This window comes from Gordonia sp. p3-SID1431, from assembly GCF_025143765.1.
Classification (GTDB): Bacteria; Actinomycetota; Actinomycetes; order Mycobacteriales; family Mycobacteriaceae; genus Gordonia; species Gordonia hongkongensis.
On the sequence record NZ_JAMBDT010000034.1, the window covers coordinates 24,541 to 46,346 of the forward strand.

Annotated in this window: 17 protein-coding genes and 1 pseudogene; 9 read left to right on the forward strand and 9 right to left on the reverse strand. The window is 67.6% G+C overall.

Features of this window, described 5'->3' with window-relative positions:
* Positions 1–48: 48 nt before the first annotated feature.
* A complete protein-coding gene (locus tag M4D77_RS10920; RefSeq protein ID WP_226513602.1) occupies positions 49–1,254 on the reverse strand; it encodes an RtcB family protein in 1,206 nt (401 codons plus the stop codon).
* Between the two features lie 475 nt (positions 1,255–1,729).
* Between M4D77_RS10920 and M4D77_RS10925 the strand changes: the two genes are divergently transcribed.
* Both M4D77_RS10925 and M4D77_RS10930 read left to right on the forward strand, forming a co-directional pair.
* Complete coding sequence (locus tag M4D77_RS10925) at positions 1,730–3,511, forward strand: ABC transporter ATP-binding protein (RefSeq protein ID WP_226513603.1); 1,782 nt, start codon at positions 1,730–1,732, stop codon at positions 3,509–3,511.
* Positions 3,508–4,398, forward strand: a complete 891-nt coding sequence (locus tag M4D77_RS10930; protein WP_226513604.1) for a serine/threonine-protein kinase — start codon at positions 3,508–3,510, stop codon at positions 4,396–4,398. Before M4D77_RS10925 ends, M4D77_RS10930 begins: the two co-directional genes overlap by 4 nt.
* Here M4D77_RS10930 and M4D77_RS10935 read toward each other — a convergent pair.
* The 3 genes from M4D77_RS10935 to M4D77_RS10945 all read right to left on the reverse strand — a co-directional run bounded on the left by M4D77_RS10935 (position 4,388) and on the right by M4D77_RS10945 (position 6,149).
* On the reverse strand, positions 4,388–4,870 hold the full coding sequence (locus M4D77_RS10935; protein ID WP_068971527.1) for a peroxiredoxin: 483 nt from the start codon (positions 4,868–4,870) through the stop codon (positions 4,388–4,390). The two genes, M4D77_RS10930 and M4D77_RS10935, sit on opposite strands and share 11 nt — an antisense overlap.
* Positions 4,867–5,289 (reverse strand): DUF3052 domain-containing protein, encoded by a 423-nt coding sequence (locus M4D77_RS10940; RefSeq protein ID WP_058252048.1) that lies wholly within the window; start codon positions 5,287–5,289, stop codon positions 4,867–4,869. The genes M4D77_RS10935 and M4D77_RS10940 overlap by 4 nt, the downstream gene beginning before the upstream one ends.
* A gap of 239 nt (positions 5,290–5,528) precedes the next feature.
* On the reverse strand, positions 5,529–6,149 hold the full coding sequence (locus M4D77_RS10945; protein ID WP_226513605.1) for a hypothetical protein: 621 nt from the start codon (positions 6,147–6,149) through the stop codon (positions 5,529–5,531).
* 151 nt (positions 6,150–6,300) lie between these two features.
* On the opposite strand from M4D77_RS10945, the gene aceE reads away from it, so the two are divergent.
* The 6 genes from aceE to M4D77_RS10975 all read left to right on the forward strand — a co-directional run bounded on the left by aceE (position 6,301) and on the right by M4D77_RS10975 (position 14,826).
* The gene (aceE, locus tag M4D77_RS10950) at positions 6,301–9,180 is read left to right on the forward strand and encodes a pyruvate dehydrogenase (acetyl-transferring), homodimeric type (protein WP_226514260.1); all 2,880 of its coding nucleotides are present in this window, start codon (positions 6,301–6,303) and stop codon (positions 9,178–9,180) included.
* Positions 9,181–9,258: 78 nt separating this feature from the next.
* Positions 9,259–10,530 (forward strand): CdaR family transcriptional regulator, encoded by a 1,272-nt coding sequence (locus tag M4D77_RS10955; protein ID WP_065630086.1) that lies wholly within the window; start codon positions 9,259–9,261, stop codon positions 10,528–10,530.
* Positions 10,531–10,725: 195 nt separating this feature from the next.
* Complete coding sequence (locus M4D77_RS10960; RefSeq protein ID WP_137810264.1) at positions 10,726–11,634, forward strand: ACP S-malonyltransferase; 909 nt, start codon at positions 10,726–10,728, stop codon at positions 11,632–11,634.
* A 131-nt stretch (positions 11,635–11,765) separates the two neighbouring features.
* Positions 11,766–12,068, forward strand: a complete 303-nt coding sequence (acpM, locus tag M4D77_RS10965) for a meromycolate extension acyl carrier protein AcpM (protein WP_058252053.1) — start codon at positions 11,766–11,768, stop codon at positions 12,066–12,068.
* Entirely contained in the window at positions 12,068–13,336 is a 1,269-nt protein-coding gene (locus M4D77_RS10970; RefSeq protein WP_065630088.1) for a KasA/KasB family beta-ketoacyl-ACP synthase, read from the forward strand. Before acpM ends, M4D77_RS10970 begins: the two co-directional genes overlap by 1 nt.
* Positions 13,337–13,374: 38 nt before the next feature.
* Positions 13,375–14,826 (forward strand): acyl-CoA carboxylase subunit beta, encoded by a 1,452-nt coding sequence (locus M4D77_RS10975; protein WP_058252055.1) that lies wholly within the window; start codon positions 13,375–13,377, stop codon positions 14,824–14,826.
* Between the two features lie 73 nt (positions 14,827–14,899).
* On the opposite strand, the gene M4D77_RS10980 is transcribed toward M4D77_RS10975, so the two are convergent.
* The 5 genes and pseudogenes from M4D77_RS10980 to M4D77_RS11000 form a co-directional block, all read right to left on the reverse strand.
* Entirely contained in the window at positions 14,900–15,418 is a 519-nt protein-coding gene (locus M4D77_RS10980) for a DUF3145 domain-containing protein (RefSeq protein WP_226513606.1), read from the reverse strand.
* A 128-nt stretch (positions 15,419–15,546) separates the two neighbouring features.
* Positions 15,547–16,365, reverse strand: coding sequence for a serine hydrolase (locus M4D77_RS10985; protein WP_226513607.1), 819 nt, complete (start codon positions 16,363–16,365; stop codon positions 15,547–15,549).
* Between the two features lie 23 nt (positions 16,366–16,388).
* Complete coding sequence (locus tag M4D77_RS10990; protein WP_226513608.1) at positions 16,389–17,519, reverse strand: NDMA-dependent alcohol dehydrogenase; 1,131 nt, start codon at positions 17,517–17,519, stop codon at positions 16,389–16,391.
* 252 nt (positions 17,520–17,771) lie between these two features.
* Positions 17,772–19,377, reverse strand: a pseudogene (gene fadD5 / locus M4D77_RS10995) (fatty-acid--CoA ligase FadD5).
* A gap of 82 nt (positions 19,378–19,459) precedes the next feature.
* Complete coding sequence (locus M4D77_RS11000; RefSeq protein ID WP_226513610.1) at positions 19,460–20,266, reverse strand: enoyl-CoA hydratase-related protein; 807 nt, start codon at positions 20,264–20,266, stop codon at positions 19,460–19,462.
* A gap of 202 nt (positions 20,267–20,468) precedes the next feature.
* Between M4D77_RS11000 and M4D77_RS11005 the strand changes: the two genes are divergently transcribed.
* Positions 20,469–21,656 (forward strand): TetR/AcrR family transcriptional regulator, encoded by a 1,188-nt coding sequence (locus M4D77_RS11005; RefSeq protein WP_226513611.1) that lies wholly within the window; start codon positions 20,469–20,471, stop codon positions 21,654–21,656.
* The last annotated feature ends 150 nt before the right edge of the window (positions 21,657–21,806 follow it).

A 21,806-nucleotide genomic window follows, 5' to 3' on the forward strand; every position in this document is an offset into this window, starting at 1 on the left:
TGCTCAGCACCTTCGGGATTCGATCTGTTCGGGGCGAACCCGGACCGGTCACGTCCCCTTGACGTTGAGGATCTGCCGCAGGGTGTGCTCGATGTCCACCAGATCGACGGCGTCGGCCATGACCTGATCGATGTCCTTGTAAGCGTCCGGGATCTCGTCGACCCACTGCTCGCCGTGCCGGTACTCGATCCCCGTCATCCGGGCGGCGAGATCGTCGGCGGTGAACCGCCTCCGCGCCTCGCTCCGCGAGAACCGCCGGCCGGCACCGTGCGGCGCCGAGCACAGGCCCGCGGGATTTCCCCTGCCGCGCACCACATACGACCGTGTACCCATCGAACCCGGGATGACGCCCCGTACGCCCTCATGGGCGTCGATCGCACCCTTCCGGGTGAGCCAGACGTCTTGGCCCGCATGCGTCTCCCGCACGGTGTAGTTGTGGTGGCAGTTGATCCGGTCCACCTCCAAGGATCCCTTTCCCTCGGCGGCGCCACCAGAGGCGTTGTCTGCGAACCACTTCCCGAACACCTCGACGAAGCGGTCCATCATCTCCGCGCGGTTCTCGAACGCGAACCGCTGCGCCCAGGACAGATCCCGCAGGTAAGCGGTGAGTTCCGGGGTCCCCTGCGGCAGGTACGCGAGGTCGGCGTTCGACAGCTTGATCCACCACTGGCGGCACAATCGCTGCGCGATCTTGATGTGCTTCTGCGCGATCTTGTTGCCGACGCCCCGCGAACCCGAGTGCAGGAACAGCCACACCACGTCACCCTCGTCGAGGCACAGCTCGATGAAGTGGTTGCCACCGCCGAGCGAGCCCAGCTGCTCCCGCCACTTCGGCGAATGTGACAGGTCGACACCGTCTTTCGTCGCCTGTTCGGCGAGGGCATCAATGCGTGGCCGGGTGAACTCGAACCGGTCCAGACCGCGGTTGTAGTTGCCGGGCGACAGCGGGATCGCGTCCTCGATCGTCCTCCGCAGTCGCCCGAGGTCCATTCCGTCGATGTCCGCGGCGCGCAGGCGCGTCTGCACCGCGATCATGCCGCAGCCGATGTCGACGCCGACGGCCGCGGGAATCACCGCGCCGGTCGTCGGGATGACGGTGCCCACCGCGGAGCCCTTCCCGAAGTGGGCGTCGGGCATGAGGGCGACGTGCGGGTGCACGAACGGCAACCGGGCGGTCTCGGCCGCTTGGGTCAGGGTGTTGTCGTCCACGTGCGATGCGTAGTTCAGCACCTTGGGCGACACCTTGGTCGGCATGGAGTTCTTCCTCTCGTGTGCGCCCGCGTCGACGGGCTCGCCCATCACACCGTCGAATCCGCTCGGCGGCAACCCCTTTTCCACTCCGCGATGCCACTCGCCGCAAGGGGGCGGCACCCGTCGGCGACGATGAAGGATCTTTCATGTGCGACTCACGGAGACCTCATCGGGGTCCGTGACAGTGAGAACCGTTCCGCTCGGGACCACCGGCGGAACGATCACGACACCCGACGAAAGGTCTTCTCATGTCGCACTCCAACATCCTCTGCGCCCTCGCGCCGGCAGTTCCCGGCGCATGCCGTCCCCACGACACGTCCACGGACAACCGCCGACGCGCGCCCCGCCGTCCGCGTCGTCGCCCGCCGGTCACCACCACCGATTAAGCGGTGCGGCCCGATCTGTTCCCCCGAAGCAGATCGGGCCACCCGCCCGCCCGCTCTCGCAACCGCGAGCACGGCCACCACCACGAACCCGGATGGACATCTCCGTCATGCCCTCGCCGTCACCGTTCTTCGCGCTGCTACGACCGCGCGCCGACGATCAGCCCCTCGTCCAGCACTCCGCGACCCTGACCGTCCTGCAGATCTTCCGCACGTTCTGCCCGCGGTTGCGCACGCTCCGGTGGTGGCTCCTGCTCAGCCTGATGCTGTCGGTGATCCCCGCCGTGATCGCCGTCGCCGAGATCGCGCTGTTCGAGCGTCTCGTCGACGACGTGCTGGTGCCCGCGGACCTCGGCCCCTTCCCCTACATCGCGGCGATCTACGTCGGGCTCAACCTGCTGGCCGCGGTAGTCGACGGCGCCGACGACTATCTGGGTACCTGGATCTCCCAAAGATTCCTCACCACCTTGCGGCGCGAGGCGTTCGCGCACGTGTTGGCACTGCCCGCCCACCGACTCGACCATCTGCGGCTCGGCGACGTGATGAGCCGTCTCACCTCCGACATCGGCACGGTCGAGTCGTTCATGGTCCGCCACCTGACCTGGGGCTTCCGCCAGCTGGCGACCCTGATCATCTATGTGGCGGCCCTCCTCTGGATGGATCTCCTCCTCGCCCTGGCGGCGATGGTCGTCGTACCGCTGTTCTTCTGGGCCGCAACCCGATTCGCCGACTACACCAAGTCCGCATCACGCGAACGGCGGCGTCGGGCCGGGTCCCTCAGCGCGATCACCGAGGAACACCTCGCCAATGCCGCCCTCGTGCAGGGGTACAACCAGGAGTCGACGGCGATCGCGCGCTACGAGCGCCAGAATGTTGCCATCATGGACGCCGAGCTGGTCGCCAGCCGGGTCCGTGCCGTGTTCCTGCCGATGGTCGGCCTGTTCGAACTCCTCGGCGTCCTCGTGGTCATCGGGCTCGGCGTCTGGGCACTCGCCACCCAGCGGATGACCCTGGGCGAAGTCCTGGCGTTCCTGGCTCTGCTGGGGAGCTGCTATCGCCCGGTGCGCGACCTCGGCAACCTCCTGCCCTCGCTGTTCGCCGCGACCGCCGGCATCGAGCGGGTACAGGAACTGCTCGACGAGCCCACCATGGCCGATCCGCCCCACGCCGTCGCACTGCCGGCCGAGGCCGCGGGCGTCGCGCTCCGAAACGTCCACGCGCGCTATCCCAGCCGGGACGTCGACGCCGTGCGCGACCTCGACCTCACGATCGAACCCGGTGAACGCGTCGCAGTGGTCGGCGGCAGCGGGGCGGGCAAGACGACGTTGACCCGCCTGCTCGACGGTTCCCTGCAACCCCATTCGGGAACGGTTCGATTGGGCGACAACGATCTCGCTCTCGTGACGCGCGAGTCGATCCGCGCCTCGGTCGCCGTCGTCGCCCAGGAGATGTTGCTGTCCGACGCGACCGTCGCCGAGAACATCGCCTTCGGCGAACCCGGCGCCACCCGTGCGGACATCGTCGCGGCCGCTCGACGCGCCGACGCCCACGACTTCATCACCCGGCTCCCGGACGGGTACGACACCCGCATCGGACAGCGGGGCCGCACCCTGTCCGGCGGACAACGGCAACGGCTCAACGTGGCACGCGGACTTCTCCACGGTGGCGGATTGCTCATCCTCGACGAGCCGACCACCGGACTCGACCCGGCGGGCGCCCATCGCCTGATGCGCTCGCTGACCGAGCACCGGGATCGGAGTCTGTTGATCCTGACCCACGACCCGGTCGTCCTCGACCACGTCGATCGGGTGATCGAGCTGCCCGCCGTCGAATCCGTCGGCACCCGACTGATCACATCGGCGAGTGACGTTCAATGAGGCAACTGTCAGACCTGTTGCAGCGCAACGGCACCGACGACCCGACACCACGTTTCCCCGGTGTCGAACCACTTGCCCCGTTGGCCGTCGGCAAGCGCACCGTCACCTGGGACGCGTTCGACACCGACCGCCACACACGATGCGTCCTGAAGGTCATCCGACGGCATCGACGCCACGATGAGGAGGTCGCGGAGTCCGTCCGTCGGGAGGGACGCGCGCTCGCCGAACTCGCCCACCCGCATCTCGTGCGCGGCTACGGCATGCTCCCCCGGGACGAGTCGGGTCTGATCGGTTTCACCATGCAGACGATCCCCGGCGCCACCCTGGATGGGGTGATCGAGAACGGCCCGCTGAGTGTCGACGACGTGGTGCAGCTCGGCGTGCAGCTGTCATCCGCGCTGCGATACCTACACTGCCACAACTGGATTCACCTGGACGTGAAGCCCTCGAATATCATCGTGCACGGCGGGCAGGCGATCCTCATCGACCTCGGTCTGCTCGGCCGTCCCGGAGAGCGCCGAGACGGCTCGGGCACGCGCGGTTACCTGCCGCCCGAGCAGGCCGTCGACGTCGCCCTGACCCCGGCGGCGGATGTCTTCGCCCTGGGCGTCACGCTCTTCGAGACGCTGACGGGACGACGACCATACGGTGCGGTCCCGCCGTGGTCCGAACGGGGCATCCGACGCCTGCGCACTCTGCGTCGCCCGACGTCGGCCACGACGCGCGACTCCGGATTCCCGACGAACCGCGCCCTACCCGATGATCTGGGCGAACTGCTCGACCGGATGCTGGATCTCGAACCCGAGCAGCGACCGGGGATGGACTCCGTATGGCACCGACTCGACTCGATCGCGCGGGATGCGGAGAAGCGCCGACTCAGCCGATGACGCCGAGTGCCTTGTCCCAGACGGCGTTCTCGCGCACCTCGCCGGGACCGACCATGTCGGCGAAGACGATCGTGCCGTCCCGATCGACGAGAAAGGTCCCGCGGTTCGCGTAGCCGCGGTCCTCGTTGAACACCCCGTAGGCGCGCGCGGTGTCGCCGTGCGGCCAGAAGTCGGACAGCAGCGGGAACAGGAAACCCTGCGCGGCGGACCACACCTTGTGCGTGGGAGAGGGTCCGACCGAGATGGTCACCGTGGTCACGTCGTCGTTGTCGAAACGGGGCTGCTGGTCGCGGATGTAGCCGAGCTCGCCCTGGCAGGTACCGGTGAACGCGAGCGGGAAGAACACGACGAGCACGTTGCGGTCGGCTCGCAGGGTCGACAGCGACACGAGCTGGTTGTTCTGGTCGCGCAGGGCGAAATCCGGGGCCCGGTCACCGACGGTCAGGGGCGCAGAAGGCAGAGCACCGCTCATGCTTTCTTGCCCGCGCGGGCCTTGGGCTGGACCAGTCGGGCCGCCGACCAGTCACCGAGGCTGATGGCCGACGTCTGGGTGAGTCCCGCGGTCGGGGCCGCCTCGGCGATCTCACTCGGATCGACGTATCCGGACTTGCCGGTCTTCGGCGACAACACCCACACGAAACCGTCTTCGGCGAGCGGACCGATCGCATCCATGAGGGCGTCGACGAGGTCGCCGTCACCGTCGCGCCACCAGAGGACCACGACGTCGACGACGTCATCGGCATCCTCGTCGACCATCTCGGCGTCGATCGCGTCCTCGATGTCAGCGCGCAGTTCGTCGTCGGTGTCCTCGTCCCAGCCGAGTTCCTGCACGACCAAGCCTGCGGTCAAGCCCAGTTTCTGGGCGTTGCTACCGTCTGTGGCGGCTACCACCGCGCGTGACCTCCTGAAGATTCGTGGATCGTTCTGTGCGTCGTCTGTGGCGAATCCGCGTGCGCTCCCGCACGCCGTTCGCCTGTCAGCATAGGCAACAGCCTAGAGCCTCACATTGCAAGCCGAACGCCGTCAGGGATTTCGGGCGTTTCGCACCGGTTCCGTGACCGACCCGCCCGATCGTTACCCACAGCGGGGCGGAACAAACCGTACCCAGCGGCGCGAGGCGGACGGCGGCGTCAACCCCCGGGTCGCTCGGCCGACGTCGTGGCGGGAACCGACGGTCGAGGTGTGGCCGAGGACGTGGCCGGGAGCGGCGTGTAGGTACCGCACACATCGAGCAGGCGCTGTTTGGTGCGAGACCACTCGCTCGACACCGGGTTCAGGCCGACACGCAGTTCGCGACTGATCGCGTTCTCGAGGCGCGCGGTCGACGCGAGGAACGCCCGCGCCGGCGTGGAGACGTCCGCTGGCGACGTCTCGGTGATCTTGGGGCGGATCCCGTCGGCACCGGCGATGAGACTGGCACGTGCCTTCTCGTCGAGATCCCCGACCCCGGCGTAGGTCTGCGCCGCGTTCAGCCGGGCGACGAAGGCGTTGAACCCGCGGACCATCACGACCATCGACGCCATCGACTCGCGGCAGAGCTCGACACCCTCGGCACGCACCTCCGCGGCCGCCGAGGCGGACAGTTCGGAGCGGTACACCGCCACCTCGCCGGGCGCCGGCGCCCCCGCGCCATCGACGGTCGACGCGCACGCCCCCGACAGGGCCGCGCCGAGTGCGATCGTGGCCGCGGTCGCCGACCGGACGGCACGACCCCGGCGCCGCCCGTCGGCCGCGCCTCCTCGATCCGGCATCCACTCCCCCTACTGGTCAGTAACCGTTTCTGGACGCTACCGCATCACGCCGATCGGGACACGCGACACCGATCCACCCGGTGCCAAGCCACCCCACATGGGGCACGATGAGGGTAGGCGCCGCACCACATCGGAGTGCGGTGCCGACGCCATGCGGTCGGACCACCACCCCGAGTTCGGCCTGTCAGAGGGAGTAGGCATCACCGTGACCAACCAGATGGACCAAGCGACACAGGACGTCTCGCCGAGCGCCGCCGGGAACACCGGCCCCCGCTCGAACGGACGTGCCGCCGGACAACGAGTCCGGGTCATCCGTGAAGGAGTCGCGTCCTATCTGCCAGACATCGACCCCGACGAGACCGACGAGTGGCTCGACTCGTTCGACGCCCTCCTCGACGCCGCGGGCCCTGGTCGCGCCCGGTACCTGATGTTGCGTCTGCTCGAACGCGCCGGCGAGAAGCGGGTGTCGATCCCCGCGCTCACCTCCACCGACTACGTCAACACCATCCCCACCGAGGCCGAACCCTGGTTCCCCGGTGACGAGGACGTCGAACGCCGATTCCGCCAGATGATCCGGTGGAACGCCGCGATCATGGTGCACCGCGCACAGCGCCCGGGCGTCGGCGTGGGCGGCCACATCTCCACCTACGCCTCGTCGGCGTCGCTGTACGAGGTCGGCTTCAACCACTTCTTCCGCGGCAAGGACCATTCCGGCGGCGGCGACCACATCTTCATCCAGGGCCACGCCTCCCCGGGCATCTATGCCCGCGCCTACCTCGAGGGCCGCATCGACGAGGCCCGCATGGACGGGTTCCGGCAGGAGCACAGCCACGCCGGCGAGGGCGGCGGCCTGCCGTCGTACCCGCACCCGCGACTGATGCCGGACTTCTGGGAGTTCCCGACGGTGTCGATGGGCATCGGCCCCATGAATGCCGTCTACCAGGCGCGGTTCAACCACTACCTGCACGACCGCGGCATCAAGGACACCTCCGACCAGCACGTGTGGGCCTTCCTCGGCGACGGCGAGATGGACGAGCCGGAATCGCGCGGCTTCGCGAGCTTCGCGGCCACCGAGGGCCTCGACAACCTGACCTTCGTCATCAACTGCAACCTGCAGCGTCTCGACGGCCCGGTGCGCGGCAACGGCAAGATCATCCAGGAGCTCGAGTCGTTCTTCCGCGGCGCGGGCTGGAACGTCATCAAGGTCATCTGGGGCCGCGAGTGGGACTCGTTGCTGCACGCCGACCGTGACGGCGCGCTGGTCAACCTGATGAACACCACGCCCGACGGCGACTTCCAGACCTACAAGGCCAACGACGGCGCGTTCGTCCGCGAGCACTTCTTCAACCGCGACCCGCGCACGAAGGAACTCGTCAAGGACCTCTCCGACGCCGACATCTGGAACCTCAAGCGCGGCGGTCACGACTACCGCAAGATCCACGCCGCCTACGCGTCGGCGATGACCCACAAGGGCCAGCCGACGGTGATCCTGGCCCACACCATCAAGGGCTACACGCTGGGCAAGCACTTCGAGGGCCGCAACGCGACGCACCAGATGAAGAAGCTGACGCTCGACGATCTGAAGGCCTTCCGCGACAGCACTCGCATCCCGATCTCCGACGAGCAGCTCGAGAAGGACCCGTACCTGCCGCCGTACTACCACCCCGGCACGGACTCGCCGGAGCTGCAGTACATGCTCGACCGGCGCAAGACCCTCGGCGGCTTCCTGCCGAGCCGGCGGACCAAGGCGAAGGTGCTGAAGGCCGACATGAGTTCGGCACTGAAGGCCACCGCGAAGGGCTCGGGCAAGCAGCAGGTCGCGACCACCATGGCGCTCGTGCGCGTCTTCAAGGATCTGTTGCGCGACAAGGAGGTCGGCAAGCGGATCGTGCCGATCATCCCGGACGAGGCGCGGACCTTCGGTATGGACTCCTGGTTCCCGACCCTCAAGATCTACAACCGCAACGGACAGCTCTACACCTCGGTCGACGCCGAACTGATGCTCGCCTACAAGGAGAGCCCGGAGGGTCAGATCCTGCACGAGGGCATCAACGAGGCCGGGTCGGCAGCCAGCTTCGCCGCGGTCGGCACGTCGTACTCGACCCACGACGAGCCGATGATCCCGCTGTACATCTTCTATTCGATGTTCGGCTTCCAGCGCACCGGTGACAGCTTCTGGGCCGCCGCCGACCAGATGGCGCGCGGTTTCATCATCGGCGCGACCGCGGGCCGCACCACGCTGACCGGTGAGGGCCTGCAGCACGCCGACGGGCATTCGCCGCTGCTGGCCGCGACCAACCCCGCCGTCGTCTCCTACGATCCGGCCTTCGCCTATGAACTCGGCCACATCGTCGAGAGCGGTATGGAGCGCATGTTCGGCGAGGACCCGGAGAACGTCTTCTACTACCTGACCGTCTACAACGAGCCGATCAGTCAGCCGGCGAAGCCTGAGGGACTCGACCCGACCGGCATCGTCAAGGGTGCGTACCGGTTCCAGAAGGCGCCGGAGGGCAAGGAACACCCGGCCAACATCCTCGTGTCCGGTGTGACCATGCCCGACGCACTGCGCGCCGCCGACATGCTCGCGGAGGAATGGAACGTCGGCGCCGACGTCTACTCGGTCACGTCGTGGAGCGAGCTCGCCCGGGACGGGATCCGCGCCGACCGCGAGGTACTGCGTGATCCGGCCGCCGAGCCGGCACCGGCGTACCTGACCGAGCTGCTCGCCGACGCCGCCGGCCCGTTCGTCGGTGTCAGCGACTACATGCGCGGAGTGCAGGAGCAGATCCGGGCATACCTCCCGGGCACCTACCTCACGCTGGGGACGGACGGGTTCGGGTTCTCCGACACGCGCCCGGCGGCGCGACGGTTCTTCAACGTCGACGCCGAGTCCATCGTCGTCGCGGTGCTCGTCGCGCTCGCCCGGGACGGCAACATCGAGATGTCGGTGGCCAAGCAGGCCGCCGACAGGTACCGGATCGACGACGTCTCGGCCGCACCCGAGCAGACCAGCGATCCGGGAGTCGCCTGACCGGTCGCGCCGACGGACACGGCCTCCACTCGCCCTCGGCCGGGGAACCCACCCCGGCCGAGGGGCTAGATTGAGGTCGTGTCCGATGCGCGCGTGAACAGGAAGCAGCCACCGGCTGACGTGTTCGGTGAGCGGGGCGCGCACGTACCGGCCCCCGCCACCGTGCACGACGCGCTGCCGGACACTCTTCTCCGGCGGGTCAAGCAGTACAGCGGCCGACTCGCCACCGAGGCGGTCCATTCGATGCAGGACCAGCTGCCCTATTTCTCCGACCTCGACGCCGCGCAACGCGCGAGTGTGCAACTCGTCGTGCAGACCGCGGTGGTCAACTTCGTCGAGTGGATCCAGGACCCCGAGGGCAACGTGAAGTTCACGGTCCAGGCCTTCCAGGTGGTCCCGCAGGACCTCGCCCGCCGCATCACGCTGCTGCAGACCGTCGAGATGGTCCGCGTGGCCATGGAGTTCTTCGAGAAGTGGCTGCCGCTCCTCGCCCGCAACGATGCCCAGCTCCGTGCGCTGACCGAGTCGGTGCTGCGCTACGGACGCGAGATCGGTTTCGCCGCGGCAGCGATCTACGCCTCGGCCGCGGAGTCACGCGGGGCGTGGGACTCCCGGCTCGAGGCCCTCGTCGTCGACGCGGTGGTCCGCGGCGACACCGGGCCACAATTGCTCTCTCGCGCAGCGGCGCTCAACTGGGACTCGGATGCGCCGGCCACCGTGATAGTCGGGACGCCGCCCCCGGAACAGAACGTGTCGGTGCCACTGGCGATCCACAACACGGCCAAGTCCTTCGACCGGTCGGCCCTGTCGGTGGTGCAGGGTTCGGTGCTGGTGGCCATCGTGAGCGGTCCCGCCCGTCCGACCGAGAAGTTCGTCGGCGCACTGCTCTCCCACTTCGCCGACGGTCCGGTGGTGATCGGTCCGACCATGCCGAACCTCGGCAGCGCGCACTCGAGTGCCACCGAGGCCATGGCCGGGATCGAGGCGGTGGCCGGCTGGCCGAGCGCACCGCGGCCGGTCCACAGTCTCGAACTGCTACCCGAGCGCGCGCTCAACGGCGACGAGTCAGCGATGACCGCTTTGATCGAATCCCTCGTCCAGCCGCTCGCCGAGGGCGGTGCGACGCTGAGCACCACTCTCGAGGCCTACCTCGACTCCGGCGGCTCGGTCGAGTCCTGCGCCCGAATTCTGTACATCCATCCAAATACGGTTCGCTACCGACTGAAGAAAATTTCGGAAATCACAGGACGTGACCCAACTAACCCGCGCGATGCCTACGTTCTGAGGGTCGCGTCGACGGTGGGTCGACTGACACACTTCCGGCACAAATCGCCAACATCTGCCACATGAGTCACACGGGTTTCATGTCCGATTCACCGTTTGTGCTGATAGGAGCCTTAAGAACACGGTTCGGTAACAAATCTCAGACTGATGACGAACCAGGTGACCTCTAGGTCTCCTTTGTGGGAACCCCACAAAAGCCCGCGACAAGCTTCATGCTTCTCCACACCCACATCCCCCGGGTAAAGGGTGTTCTCTGGTCACGTGCTTTCGATGCTTGCTCCCGGACAGGGATCTCAGACACCCGGCATGCTCACGCCATGGCTCGAATTGCCGGGCGCGCGTGACCAGATCGCCACCTGGTCCAAACAGACCCGTCTGGACCTCGAACGCCTCGGCACCACCGCCACGGCGGAGGAGATCACCGACACCGCCGTGACCCAGCCGCTCGTCGTCGTCGCCGCACTGCTGGCCTACGACGAGGTGCGCAAGCACGGTGAACTGCCCGCCGACGCCGTGGTCGCCGGCCACTCGGTCGGCGAACTCGCCGCCGCCGCGATCACCGGTGTCATCTCGGCCGACGAGGCCGTCACGCTGGCCGCGCTGCGCGGCTCGGAGATGGCGAAGGCGTGTGCCCTGCAGCCCACGACCATGGCCGCGGTCCTCGGGGGCGACGAGGCGGCCGTCCTCGCACGTCTCGACGAACTCGATCTCGTCCCCGCCAACCGCAACGCCGCCGGGCAGATCGTCGCCGCCGGCGCGGTCGCGCAGATCGACGAGCTGATCGCCTCGCCGCCGGAGAAGGCCCGGATCCGCAAGCTCGCGGTCGCCGGCGCGTTCCACACGCACTTCATGGCCCCGGCGCAGGACGCCGTCGCCGCAGCCGCCGCCCGCATCACGCCCGCCGATCCCACCCGGACCCTGCTGTCGAACTCCGACGGACAGCCGGTCACGAACGGCGCCGACGCGCTGGCCAAGCTGGTGGGACAGGTGACCAGGCCGGTCCGCTGGGATCTGTGCTCGGCGTACCTGCGAGACCACTCGGCACACGCCCTGGTGGAACTGCCCCCGGCAGGGACGCTGGTGGGCATCGCGAAGCGCGAGCTCAAGGGCACCCCCGCGCTGGCGCTCAAGGAGCCCGGCGACATCGCGAAGATCACCGAACTTGGATAGCGGTCGCGGGTAGTCCGCGACCCCCGGAACGTCGGCCTCAACGTCGGCGTGTCCAAGCGCGCGGACTTCTCCGTCCGTGCTGCGCTCCGGAAATCTCACATCCACGTAGGAAGACGAAAGGGAACCACACAGTGGCTGCCACCCAGGAACAACTCATTGCCGGCATCGCCGAGATCATCGAGGAAGTCACCGGCATCGAGCCGTCCGAGGTGACCCTCGAGAAGTCGTTCGTCGACGACCTCGACATCGACTCGCTGTCCATGGTCGAGATCGCGGTCCAGACCGAGGACAAGTACGGCGTCAAGATCCCCGACGAGGATCTGGCCGGCCTGCGCACTGTCGGTGACGCGGTCGCCTACATCCAGAAGCTCGAGAGCGAGAACCCCGAGGCCGCAGCTGCCATCAAGGCGCAGGTCGAGGCAGACGAGGCCTGATGACCCCCTCTTCCCTCCGCGAGTACTCCACGCTGGGTGGGAACTTCCCGAGTGTGGTGGTCACCTCCATGGTGGCCACCACCTCGTTGGGTGGGGATCTCGACTCGACCTGGAAGAACCTGCTGGCCGGCGAATCGGGCATCCGTGAGCTGACCGACGACTTCATCACCAAGTACAACCTCCCGGTGCGCATCGGTGGTCGTCTCCTCCAGGATCCCGCCGAGGAGGTCACGCGCATCGAATCCCGGCGGATGGCCTACGTCGAGCGCATCTCCCACGTCATGAGCAAGCGCCTCTGGGCGCAGGCCGGCGAACCCGACGTCGACAAGGACCGCCTCGCGGTCGTCATCGGCACCGGTCAGGGTGGCGCCGACGCGATGGTCGACGCAGTCCAGGCCATGGAGGGCACCGGCAACTACCGCAAGGTGTCCCCGCTCGCCGTCTCGATGGCGATGCCGAACGGACCGGCGGCCGTCGCGGGACTCAACGTCGGCGCACGCGCCGGCGTGATCACTCCCGTCTCGGCCTGTTCGTCGGGCGCCGAGGCCATCGCGCACGCCTGGCGGCACATCGTCATGGGTGACGCCGACATGGTCGTCACCGGCGGCGTCGAGGGTCACATCGACGCGGTGCCGATCGCCGCGTTCTCGATGATGCGGGCGATGAGCACCCGTAACGAGGACCCCGCAGCGGCTTCGCGACCGTTCGACAAGGATCGCGACGGTTTCGTTTTCGGCGAGGGTTCGGCGATGCTGATCCTCGAACGCGAGGAACACGCCCGCGCACGCGGTGCACACATCCACGCCCGCCTGCTCGGTACCGGCATCACCTCCGACGGATTCCACCTCGTCGCCCCCGACCCGAGTGGTCAGGGCAACGCGCGGGCCATGACACGGGCCCTGCAGACCGCTGGTCTGCAGCGCTCCGACATCACCCACATCAACGCGCACGCGACGTCGACCCCCATCGGCGACACCGCCGAGGCCGCGGGCATCCTCGCCGCCATCGGACAGCATGCTGCGGTGTACGCGCCGAAGTCCGCGCTCGGACACTCCATCGGTGCGGTCGGGGCGCTCGAGTCGGTCCTGACGATCAAGAGCGTCGAGGAAGGCGTCATCCCGCCGACCCTCAACCTCGAGAACCTGGACCCGGAATGCGACATCGACGTCGTGCACGGTGAACCCCGGTACGGGCAGATCGATTACGCGATCAACAACTCGTTCGGTTTCGGTGGGCACAACGTGGCGCTCGCCTTCGGTCGCTACTGAGAATCACCGCCACACCCCCCGACACCCAGGAGACATCGATGACGACCTTGGCTCCCGTTGCCGGCCGCGAAGAAGCCGCCGATCCCCGCGACCCGCTGTTGCGGCTGACCAACTTCTTCGACGAAGGCACGATGTCGCTGCTCCATCCGCGCGACAAGTCGGGCGTCCAGGCCGCCGTCGGTCTGGTGCACGGGGTCCGTACGGTCTCCTACTGCACCGACGGCACCGTCATGGGCGGCGCCATGGGTGTCGTGGGGTGTGCGCACATCGTCAACGCCATCGACACCGCCATCACCGAACAGGCGCCGGTCATCGGCATCTGGCACTCGGGTGGCGCCCGCCTCGCCGAGGGTGTCGAGGCGTTGCACGCGGTGGGTCAGGTCTTCGAGGCGATGGTGCGTGCCTCGGGCTACATCCCGCAGATCTCGGTGGTCGTCGGCTTCGCCGCCGGCGGCGCCGCCTACGGCCCGGCGCTCACCGACGTCGTGATCATGGCGCCGGCCGGCCGGGTCTTCGTGACCGGCCCGGACGTCGTCAAGAGCGTCACCGGCGAAGAAGTGGACATGGAGTCGCTGGGCGGCCCGACCACCCACGGCAAGAAGTCCGGTGTCTGTCACATCGTCGCCGACTCCGAGCCCGACGCGCTGTGGCGCGCACGGCGTCTGGTGTCGACGTTCACCCAGCAGGGACATTTCGACCGCGAACACGCGCGGGCCGGCGACACCGACCTCAAGGCCTTGCTGCCGGAGTCGAATCGGCGCGCCTACGACGTCCACCCGGTCGTCGAGCAGTTGCTCGACTCCGGTGTCGCGGCCGACGGCGAGACCCAGATCTCGAGTTTCGAAGAGCTGCAAGCCAAATGGGCGCCGAACATCGTCGTCGGCTTCGGCCGGTTGTCCGGACGCAGCGTGGGGATCATCGCGAACAACCCGCTGCGGATGGGCGGCTGCCTCAACTCCGAGAGCGCGGAGAAGGCATCGCGTTTCGTCCGCCTCTGCGATGCCTTCGGCATCCCGCTCATCGTCATCACCGATGTGCCGGGTTACTTGCCCGGCGTCGGCCAGGAGTGGAACGGCGTCGTCCGCCGCGGCGCGAAGCTCTTGCACGCGTTCGCCGAGGCCTCGGTCCCCCGGGTCACGCTGGTGACCCGGAAGATCTACGGCGGCGCCTACATCGCGATGAACTCGCGTGCGCTCGGCGCCACCGCGGTGTTCGCCTGGCCGGGCTCCGAGGTCGCCGTGATGGGCGCGAAGGCCGCGGTGGGCATCCTGCACAAGAAAGCTCTCGCCGCAGCGCCCGACGACGAGCGTGAGGCCCTGCACGACCGTCTCGCCGCCGAGCACGAGGCGATCGCCGGCGGTGTCGGCCGCGCACAGTCCATTGGCGTGGTCGACGAGATCATCGACCCGGCGCACACTCGCAGCATCATCGCCGAGGCGCTCGCCGCGGCACCCGCGCGCCGCGGTCGCCACAAGAACATCCCGCTCTGACGCGTCGCACAGACGACGAAAGTGCCCCGGTCCACGAGGACCGGGGCACTTCTCGTTGTAGTTCGTCCCCCTGCTAACCCACCCGCTGCTGCAACCAGGTGACCTCGGCGCCGGCACCGCCCATGCGGTACTGCTCGAGCGCGTTGTCCCACGCGGTTCCGAGCGCGCCTTCGAGTTCACCGGCGAGACCGGCGCTGTCGGGCTGCGATTCGATCATCGAACGCAACTGGTTCTCGCCGATGATGACGTCGCCGTTGGCGCTCGCGGAGCCGCGCCAGAGGCCGAGTCCCGGGACGTAGCAGAACCGTTCACCGTCGACACCCTCGCTGGGGTTCTCGGTCACCTCGAAACGCAGCGCCGACCACTCCCGCAGCGCCGTCACCAGACGAGCCGCGGTACCGACCGGACCCGCCCAGTCGACAGTGGCACGCTGCATGCCGGGTTCGGCATCCTGTGCCGACCATTTCAGGTTGGCGCGCGCATTCAGGGTCGACGACAGAGCCCACTCCACATGCGGGCACAGCGCCACCGGCGCCGAGTGGATGTAGACCACTCCTGTTGTCATGTCCGCAAACTGATTCAGATTGCGCACCTTGTTCACCTCCGTTGTCGACGAGGAACGTCTTCCCCAACACACCTCGCGACAGCGGATATCACATTCGTAGGGTCAATTGTGCCCCATGATGCACGTGTTGCGCTAGTTTCTCCTGCGAGAAAAATTCAGTTCTGTGACGAGAGTTCATCAACGACGCGATCGTTGAACTCGCTCCACAGCGGCTTCGCCCATGGTCCGAAGAGCCGATCCGTCAGCACGACGCAGGCCGCGTCGAGCGCCGGATCCACCCAGAGGAACGTGCCGGCCTGACCGAAGTGCCCGAACGTCCGCGGGGAGTTCCTCGTCCCGGTCCAGTGCGGCGACTTCTCGGACCTGATCTCGAAGCCGATCCCCCAGTCGTTGGGACGGTGCTTGCCGTACCCGGGGACGAATCCGTCGAGTCCGGGGAACCGCACCGACGTCAGCGTCCCGAAGGTCTCCGGCGCCAGCAGGCGCGGATCCAGCAACTCGCGGGCAAAGGCCGCCAAATCCGCCACGCTCGAGCGGGCGGCATGCCCGGCCGGCCCGTAGAGCGTCGTCGACGACATCTCCAGCGGCGCGCACACGGCTTCGGAGAGATAGCGGCCGAACTCGATACCGGTCGCCTCGGCCACGACCTCGGAGGCCACCTCGAAGCCCGCGCTCGAGTAGATCCGCTGCTCCCCCGGCGGGGCCTCGACCTCGCGGGTGTCGTAGGCCAGGCCGGACGCGTGCGAAAGCAGGTGGGCAAGGGTCGACCCCGACGGCCCGGCCGGGTCGTCCAGCTCGACGGCTCCCTCCTCGACGGCGACGAGCACCGCGTAGGCCACCAGCGGCTTCGTGACCGAGGCGAGCTCGAAGACGCGAGCGGGGTCGCCGAACTGGTCGGCGACCCCGTCGCGGGTGATGATCGCCGCCGACACGTGGTCGACGGGCCATTCCGTCAGAGAATCAAGGACAGACACATCGGGTCACGTTACCCGGGTGCTCACCAGTCCTCTTCGGTGTAGCGGATGACTCCGCGGATGTTCTTGCCGTCCAACATGTCCTGGTAGCCCTCATTGATCTGGTCCAGACGGTACTGCCGGGTGATCATGTCGGCGATGTTGAGCTTGCCGATCTTGTACATCGACAGCAGCTGTGGGATGTCGAGCTTCGGGTTGGCACCGCCGAAGATCGAACCCTGCAGATTCTTCTGGAGCAGGGTCAGCATGGCGAGATTGAGGTTGACATCGCTCTCGAGCATGTTGCCCATACCGGTCAGGACGCAGGTGCCACCCTTGGCGGTGATACCCATCCACAGGTCGACGTCCTTGCCGTGGACCTCGCCGACCGTGACGATCACCTTCTGGCACATGCCGCCGTGAGTGGTCTCCGCGATCGCCGTGGCCGCCTCTTCGACCGTGGCGAAGGCCGCGGTGGCCCCGAACTTGAGCGCCTGCTCCCGCTTCCACTCCACCGGGTCGATGGCGAACAGGTTGCGGGCGCCGGAGATGACCGCGCCCTGTAGGGCCGCGGTACCCACGCCGCCGACACCCACGATCGCGACGTCCTCCCCCGGTCGTACGTCGCCGCTGCGGGTCGACGAGCCGTAACCGGTGGGGATGCCACAGCCGCAGAGCGCCGCGACCTCGAACGGGATGTCCTTGTCGATCTTCACCGCCGAGGCCTCGTGCACGACCATGTACGGCGCGAAGGTGCCCAGCAGCGTCATCGGGTAGACGTTCTCGCCGGCGGCGGTCTGGATCCGGAAGGTGTTGTCCGACACCGCCTCGCCCTGCAGCAGCATGGCGCCGAAGTCGCACAGGTTGGCCATTCCCGACTGACACGACGGACACTTGCCGCACGACGGGATGAACGACAGCACGACGTGGTCGCCGACCTCGAAGTCGGTGACTCCTTCACCGACCTCGGCCACGACGCCCGCACCCTCGTGACCACCGAGGATCGGGAACCCGGCCATCGGGATGCCACCGGTCATCAGGTGATGATCGGAGTGGCACATGCCGGCGGCTTCCATCTTGATCTTGATCTCGTGGGCCTTGGGATCGCCGATCTCGATGTCCTCGATCGCCCACGGCTTGTTGTGCTCCCGCAGCAATGCACCCTTTGTCTTCACTGAACTCCTCCGTTCGAACCCGGCGACGTCTCGCACCGGGAGGATCTACTCACTCCGACGGTTGCCGCCATGACGTGACAGTAGTCACTCAACCACAAAATTGGAACGTGTTCTAGTGCGTGTTTCTTGGCGCGTCGATGCCGGCGGTGGTCGGGACGGACGAGACCACGACGACCTGGGCGCGAGTGCTCGCGCCCAGGTCGGAGGGTGTCGACGTCGCCGAGGTGTCCGACGACGGTGGATACGACGGCGTCAGTCGGCCAGGCCGGCGTCCTTGCTGCCGTAGCTCTGGCGCAGGGTCGGCTTGACGACCTTGCCACCGGCGTTGCGCGGCAACTCGTCGACGATGACGATGTCCTTCGGATGCTTGAACCGCGCGAGGTTCTCGTTGAGGTACGGCTCGAGGTCGGCGAGCGTCAGGTCCTCGACGCCTTCGGCGAGCACGATCACCGCGACCGGCACCTCACCCCACTTCTCGTGTGCGCGACCGATGATCGCCGCCTCGGTGATGCTCGGATGACCGAAGAGGACGTTCTCGACCTCGGCGCAGTAGATGTTCTCGCCACCGGAGATGATCATGTCCTTGGCGCGGTCGACGACGTAGAGGAAGCCCTCCTCATCGGCCCGGACCAGGTCACCGGAGTGGAACCAGCCGCCGGCGAAGGCGTCGGCGGTGCCCTGCTCGTTCTGCCAGTACCCCTTCATCATGTTCGGACCGCGGTAGACGATCTCGCCGACCTCACCCTGCGCGACGTCGTTGCCCTCGGGGTCGACGATGCGCGCGGTCACGGCCGGGACGACCTTTCCGATGGAGCCGATCTTGCGCAGGGCATCCTTGCCCTCGAGTACGCAGGTGATCGGCGACATCTCGCTCTGTCCGAAAACGGCGACGTTGAGCGCCTCCGGGAAAGTCTCGTTCATCGCGTTCAGGACGGTGTCCGACGCCGGGGCCGCACCCCAGCTGATCACGCGCAGCTTGAGATCACGCGGCTTGGCCTGCTGCGCGGCACAGACGGCCTGCCACTGTGCGGGCACCAGGAAGATCGAGGTGGTGCCCTCGCGCTCGATGGTGTCCAGCATGTGGTCGGGGTCGAACGCGCCGAGCGGATGGATCACCCGAGAGGGCGCCCATGTAGAACAGCGGCGCCATGGCGCCGAGGCCGGCGATGTGGAACATCGGGGCAACACACGAGCCGATGTCGTCGGAACGGGTCTGCAGGGCCTGCAGACAGGTGACCGCCTGCGCCTGCATGTTCGTGTGGGTGAGCATGGCGCCCTTGGGTTTTCCGGTCGTGCCCGAGGTGTACATGATCAGCGCGACGGTCTCCTCGGGAACGTCTATCTCCTCGAGATCCGACGAATCCTCGGCGACGAGCGCCTCGTAGTCGAGGTGATTGTCCTTGTCCGAACCGCCGACCACGATGGTGTGCTCGATCGCTCCGGTGGAGGCGCCCGCGGCGTCGGCCAGCGGGGCGAGCAGGGTCTCGGTGACGATCACCTTCGCGCCGCTGTCGTTGACGAGAAACGCGACCTCGGCCGGGCTCATCCGGATGTTCACCGGAACGGGGATGGCACCGATCAGGTTCGCACCCAGAACCGCTTCGACGTACTCCGAGCGGTTGAGCAGGACGGTCAGCACACGATCGCCGAACTGCACGCCGCGGCGGCTCAGTGCGGCCGCGAAGGCGCGGCTGCTCTCGTCGAGTTCCTTCCAGGTGGTGATGTTGCCCAGGAACTTCAGCGCCGGCTTGTCCGGGGTCATGAAGGCGTGGCGGCGGATCTGGTTGTTCCAGTGGTTGCGGCGCGAACGCAGCGGCTCGGTGGCCAGGTCGCTGAAGGTGTCGACGGTCGCGGTCATACGATCGGTCTCCTCGTTGTCTCTCTGGTGGTGATGGGGTCGGGAACGGTTGGGGTACAGCGATTCCGACGTGTCGCGGCGCTCACTTGGAGGCGCCGGCGAACGCGGTGATGGCCGCCTGGAACTCCGGGGACTGGAGCAGTTCGGTCTGGCCGTCGAGTTCTCGTTCGATCGCGGCCTCGAAACCGGACATCGTGTGCGCGTCGAGAGCAGCCTTCGTGAGCCGGAGCGCGGTAGCGCTCTTACCCGCGAGCTTGCCGGCGACCTTGCCGACCACCTCGTCGAGCGCGGCACGATCCTCGACGACGCCGTTGACGAGTCCGGCGTCGAGAGCCTCTGCGGCACGCAGCTTCTCACCGAGCAGCGCCAGCTCGTTGGCACGCACGCGACCGACGGCCGTCGCGAACGACATCGAGGCGGCGCCGTCGGGCATGAGACCGATGTTGACGAACGCGAGCAGGAAATACGACCTGGCCGTCGTATAGATGAGGTCGGCACCGAGTGCGAGCGACGCACCGATCCCCGCGGCTGCACCGTCGACGGAGGCGATCACCGGGACCGGGACCGAACGCACGGCCCGGATGAGATCAGAACCTCCGGAGATGATCTGACGCGCCTGCGTCGGAGTGAACCCGGAGGCGCCGCCCGCGGTCGACTGTTCGGCGAAGCCCCGGACATCGGCGCCCGCACTGAAACTGCCGCCCGCGCCGTCGATCACGATCACGCGGACGTCGTCGCGAGTCGACCACTCCGCCAACGTGTCCTCGATCGCCTGATGGGCCCCGCCGTCGAGGGCGTTCATCCGTTCCGGACGAGAAATCGTCAGGCGCCCGATCCCGGAGTCGTCCACCGATGTGATGACTCCGCCGCGCGTGATCTCTTCGCTCACTGCTCTCCCCACTCCAGGCCGGCTTCTCGGTAGACACAGCCCCCCGCATCTGTGCCATCGCCTAGATTACTACCATAATGCGACGCAGATCACGAGAATCTCGGTTAACTTATCAGATCCGCAAGCCGGTCTCTCCTGCGGTTTTGCCGGTCGATGCCGAAATCTGTCACGAGAACGCGGTCTCCGGATAGGCTCTGTCGTCATGACCGCACGTCCGCAGACGTCGCGCCCGGACACCGGCGCCCGGCGTCGTCGTCCCGCCGACCGGCGACGCATGATCGTCGACGCCGCGGCGAAGGCCTTCAGCGACGGCGGGTACCACGCGGTGCGGCTCGACGACATCGCCGACGCCGTCGGCATCTCCACCCCGGCGCTGTACCGGCATTTCCCGAACAAGTACGCACTGTTCGCCGAGACCACCGCCGAGCTCGCGACCGGCCTGCGCGACGTTCTCGACACCGTCCCGGAGGGGTCGCCCGAGGAGTTGCCCGCACTCCTCGAGGCGATCACCGCCACCTCGTTCGACAATCGTCGCCGCGGTGGGCTGTACCGGTGGGAGTCGCGCTACCTCGAGCCCGCCGACGCCGCGATCGTCCGCGATGTCGTCGTCCACCAGCATCGTCGTGTGCGTGCCGCCGCCCGCCGGCTGCGCCCGTCGCTGACCGATCTCGACGCCAATCTCGTTGCCGCGGCGATGATCAGCGTCGCGGCGAGTCCGACGACGCATCGCGCCTCGTTGCCGGCCCGCGAGGCGACGGCGTTGATGTCGGCCGCCGCGATCGGCCTGCTCGAAGTCGAGCTGCCCGAGCCGACCGACCCCGAGCCGCCGTCGGTGACCGGACTCGCCCCGGCCGCCAAGCGCGAGGTCATCCTGACCGAGGCGATCGAGCTGTTCGCCGCCCGCGGGTTCCGGGACGTGACGATCGAGGACATCGCACACGCGGCAGACCTGCCGGCATCAGGCGTGTACCGCCACTTCCCCAGCAAGGTCGCCATTCTCGAGGCCTCGTTCTGGCGCGCCACAGACCGGGTCACGTCGGCCATCTCCGACGCGCTGGCGGCGTCGACCACGCCCCGCGAGGCGATCGCCGCGATGGTCGCCTCGTACATCCGGTTATCATCCAGCGCAACCGATCTCATCGCGATCTACGAGACCGAGATCGGGCACACGACTCCACAGGCACGCGAGGAACTACGCAACCAGCAGCGGATCACCGTGGACGAGTTCGCCACCTGGCTCACCCGCGTCCGCGACGAGCTGTCGCTCTCGCAGGCGCGGTTCCTCGTACACGCTTCCCTGAACGTGGTCACCGACCTGTCGCGTCAGTCCCTACCGCCCTCCCCCGACCGGATCGACGCACTGGCGATGCGGATTCTGTTGCACGGCTGACTATCTGATGACCGGCAAGCACGCCGGACCCCGCTCCCTGATCCGAAAGAACTACAGAACCCGAGAGACGTGCTGAGCCACTGCTCCCTGAGGTGCGAGCGAAGCGAGCCACGAAGGGCTTCGCAACGTGTCTCACCAGGCCCTTCGTGG

What these genes read in the sequence shown, in the direction of transcription:
- M4D77_RS10935 (WP_068971527.1), bottom strand. Translation starts at nt 4,870, where the DNA reads ATGAGCGGTGCTCTGCCTTCTGCGCCCCTGACCGTCGGTGACCGGGCC.
- M4D77_RS11005 (WP_226513611.1), top strand. Translation starts at nt 20,469, where the DNA reads ATGACCGCACGTCCGCAGACGTCGCGCCCGGACACCGGCGCCCGGCGT.
- M4D77_RS10975 (WP_058252055.1), top strand. Translation starts at nt 13,375, where the DNA reads ATGACGACCTTGGCTCCCGTTGCCGGCCGCGAAGAAGCCGCCGATCCC.
- aceE (WP_226514260.1), top strand. Translation starts at nt 6,301, where the DNA reads ATGCGGTCGGACCACCACCCCGAGTTCGGCCTGTCAGAGGGAGTAGGC.
- M4D77_RS10970 (WP_065630088.1), top strand. Translation starts at nt 12,068, where the DNA reads ATGACCCCCTCTTCCCTCCGCGAGTACTCCACGCTGGGTGGGAACTTC.
- M4D77_RS10920 (WP_226513602.1), bottom strand. Translation starts at nt 1,254, where the DNA reads ATGCCGACCAAGGTGTCGCCCAAGGTGCTGAACTACGCATCGCACGTG.
- M4D77_RS10945 (WP_226513605.1), bottom strand. Translation starts at nt 6,149, where the DNA reads ATGCCGGATCGAGGAGGCGCGGCCGACGGGCGGCGCCGGGGTCGTGCC.
- M4D77_RS10930 (WP_226513604.1), top strand. Translation starts at nt 3,508, where the DNA reads ATGAGGCAACTGTCAGACCTGTTGCAGCGCAACGGCACCGACGACCCG.
- M4D77_RS10925 (WP_226513603.1), top strand. Translation starts at nt 1,730, where the DNA reads ATGGACATCTCCGTCATGCCCTCGCCGTCACCGTTCTTCGCGCTGCTA.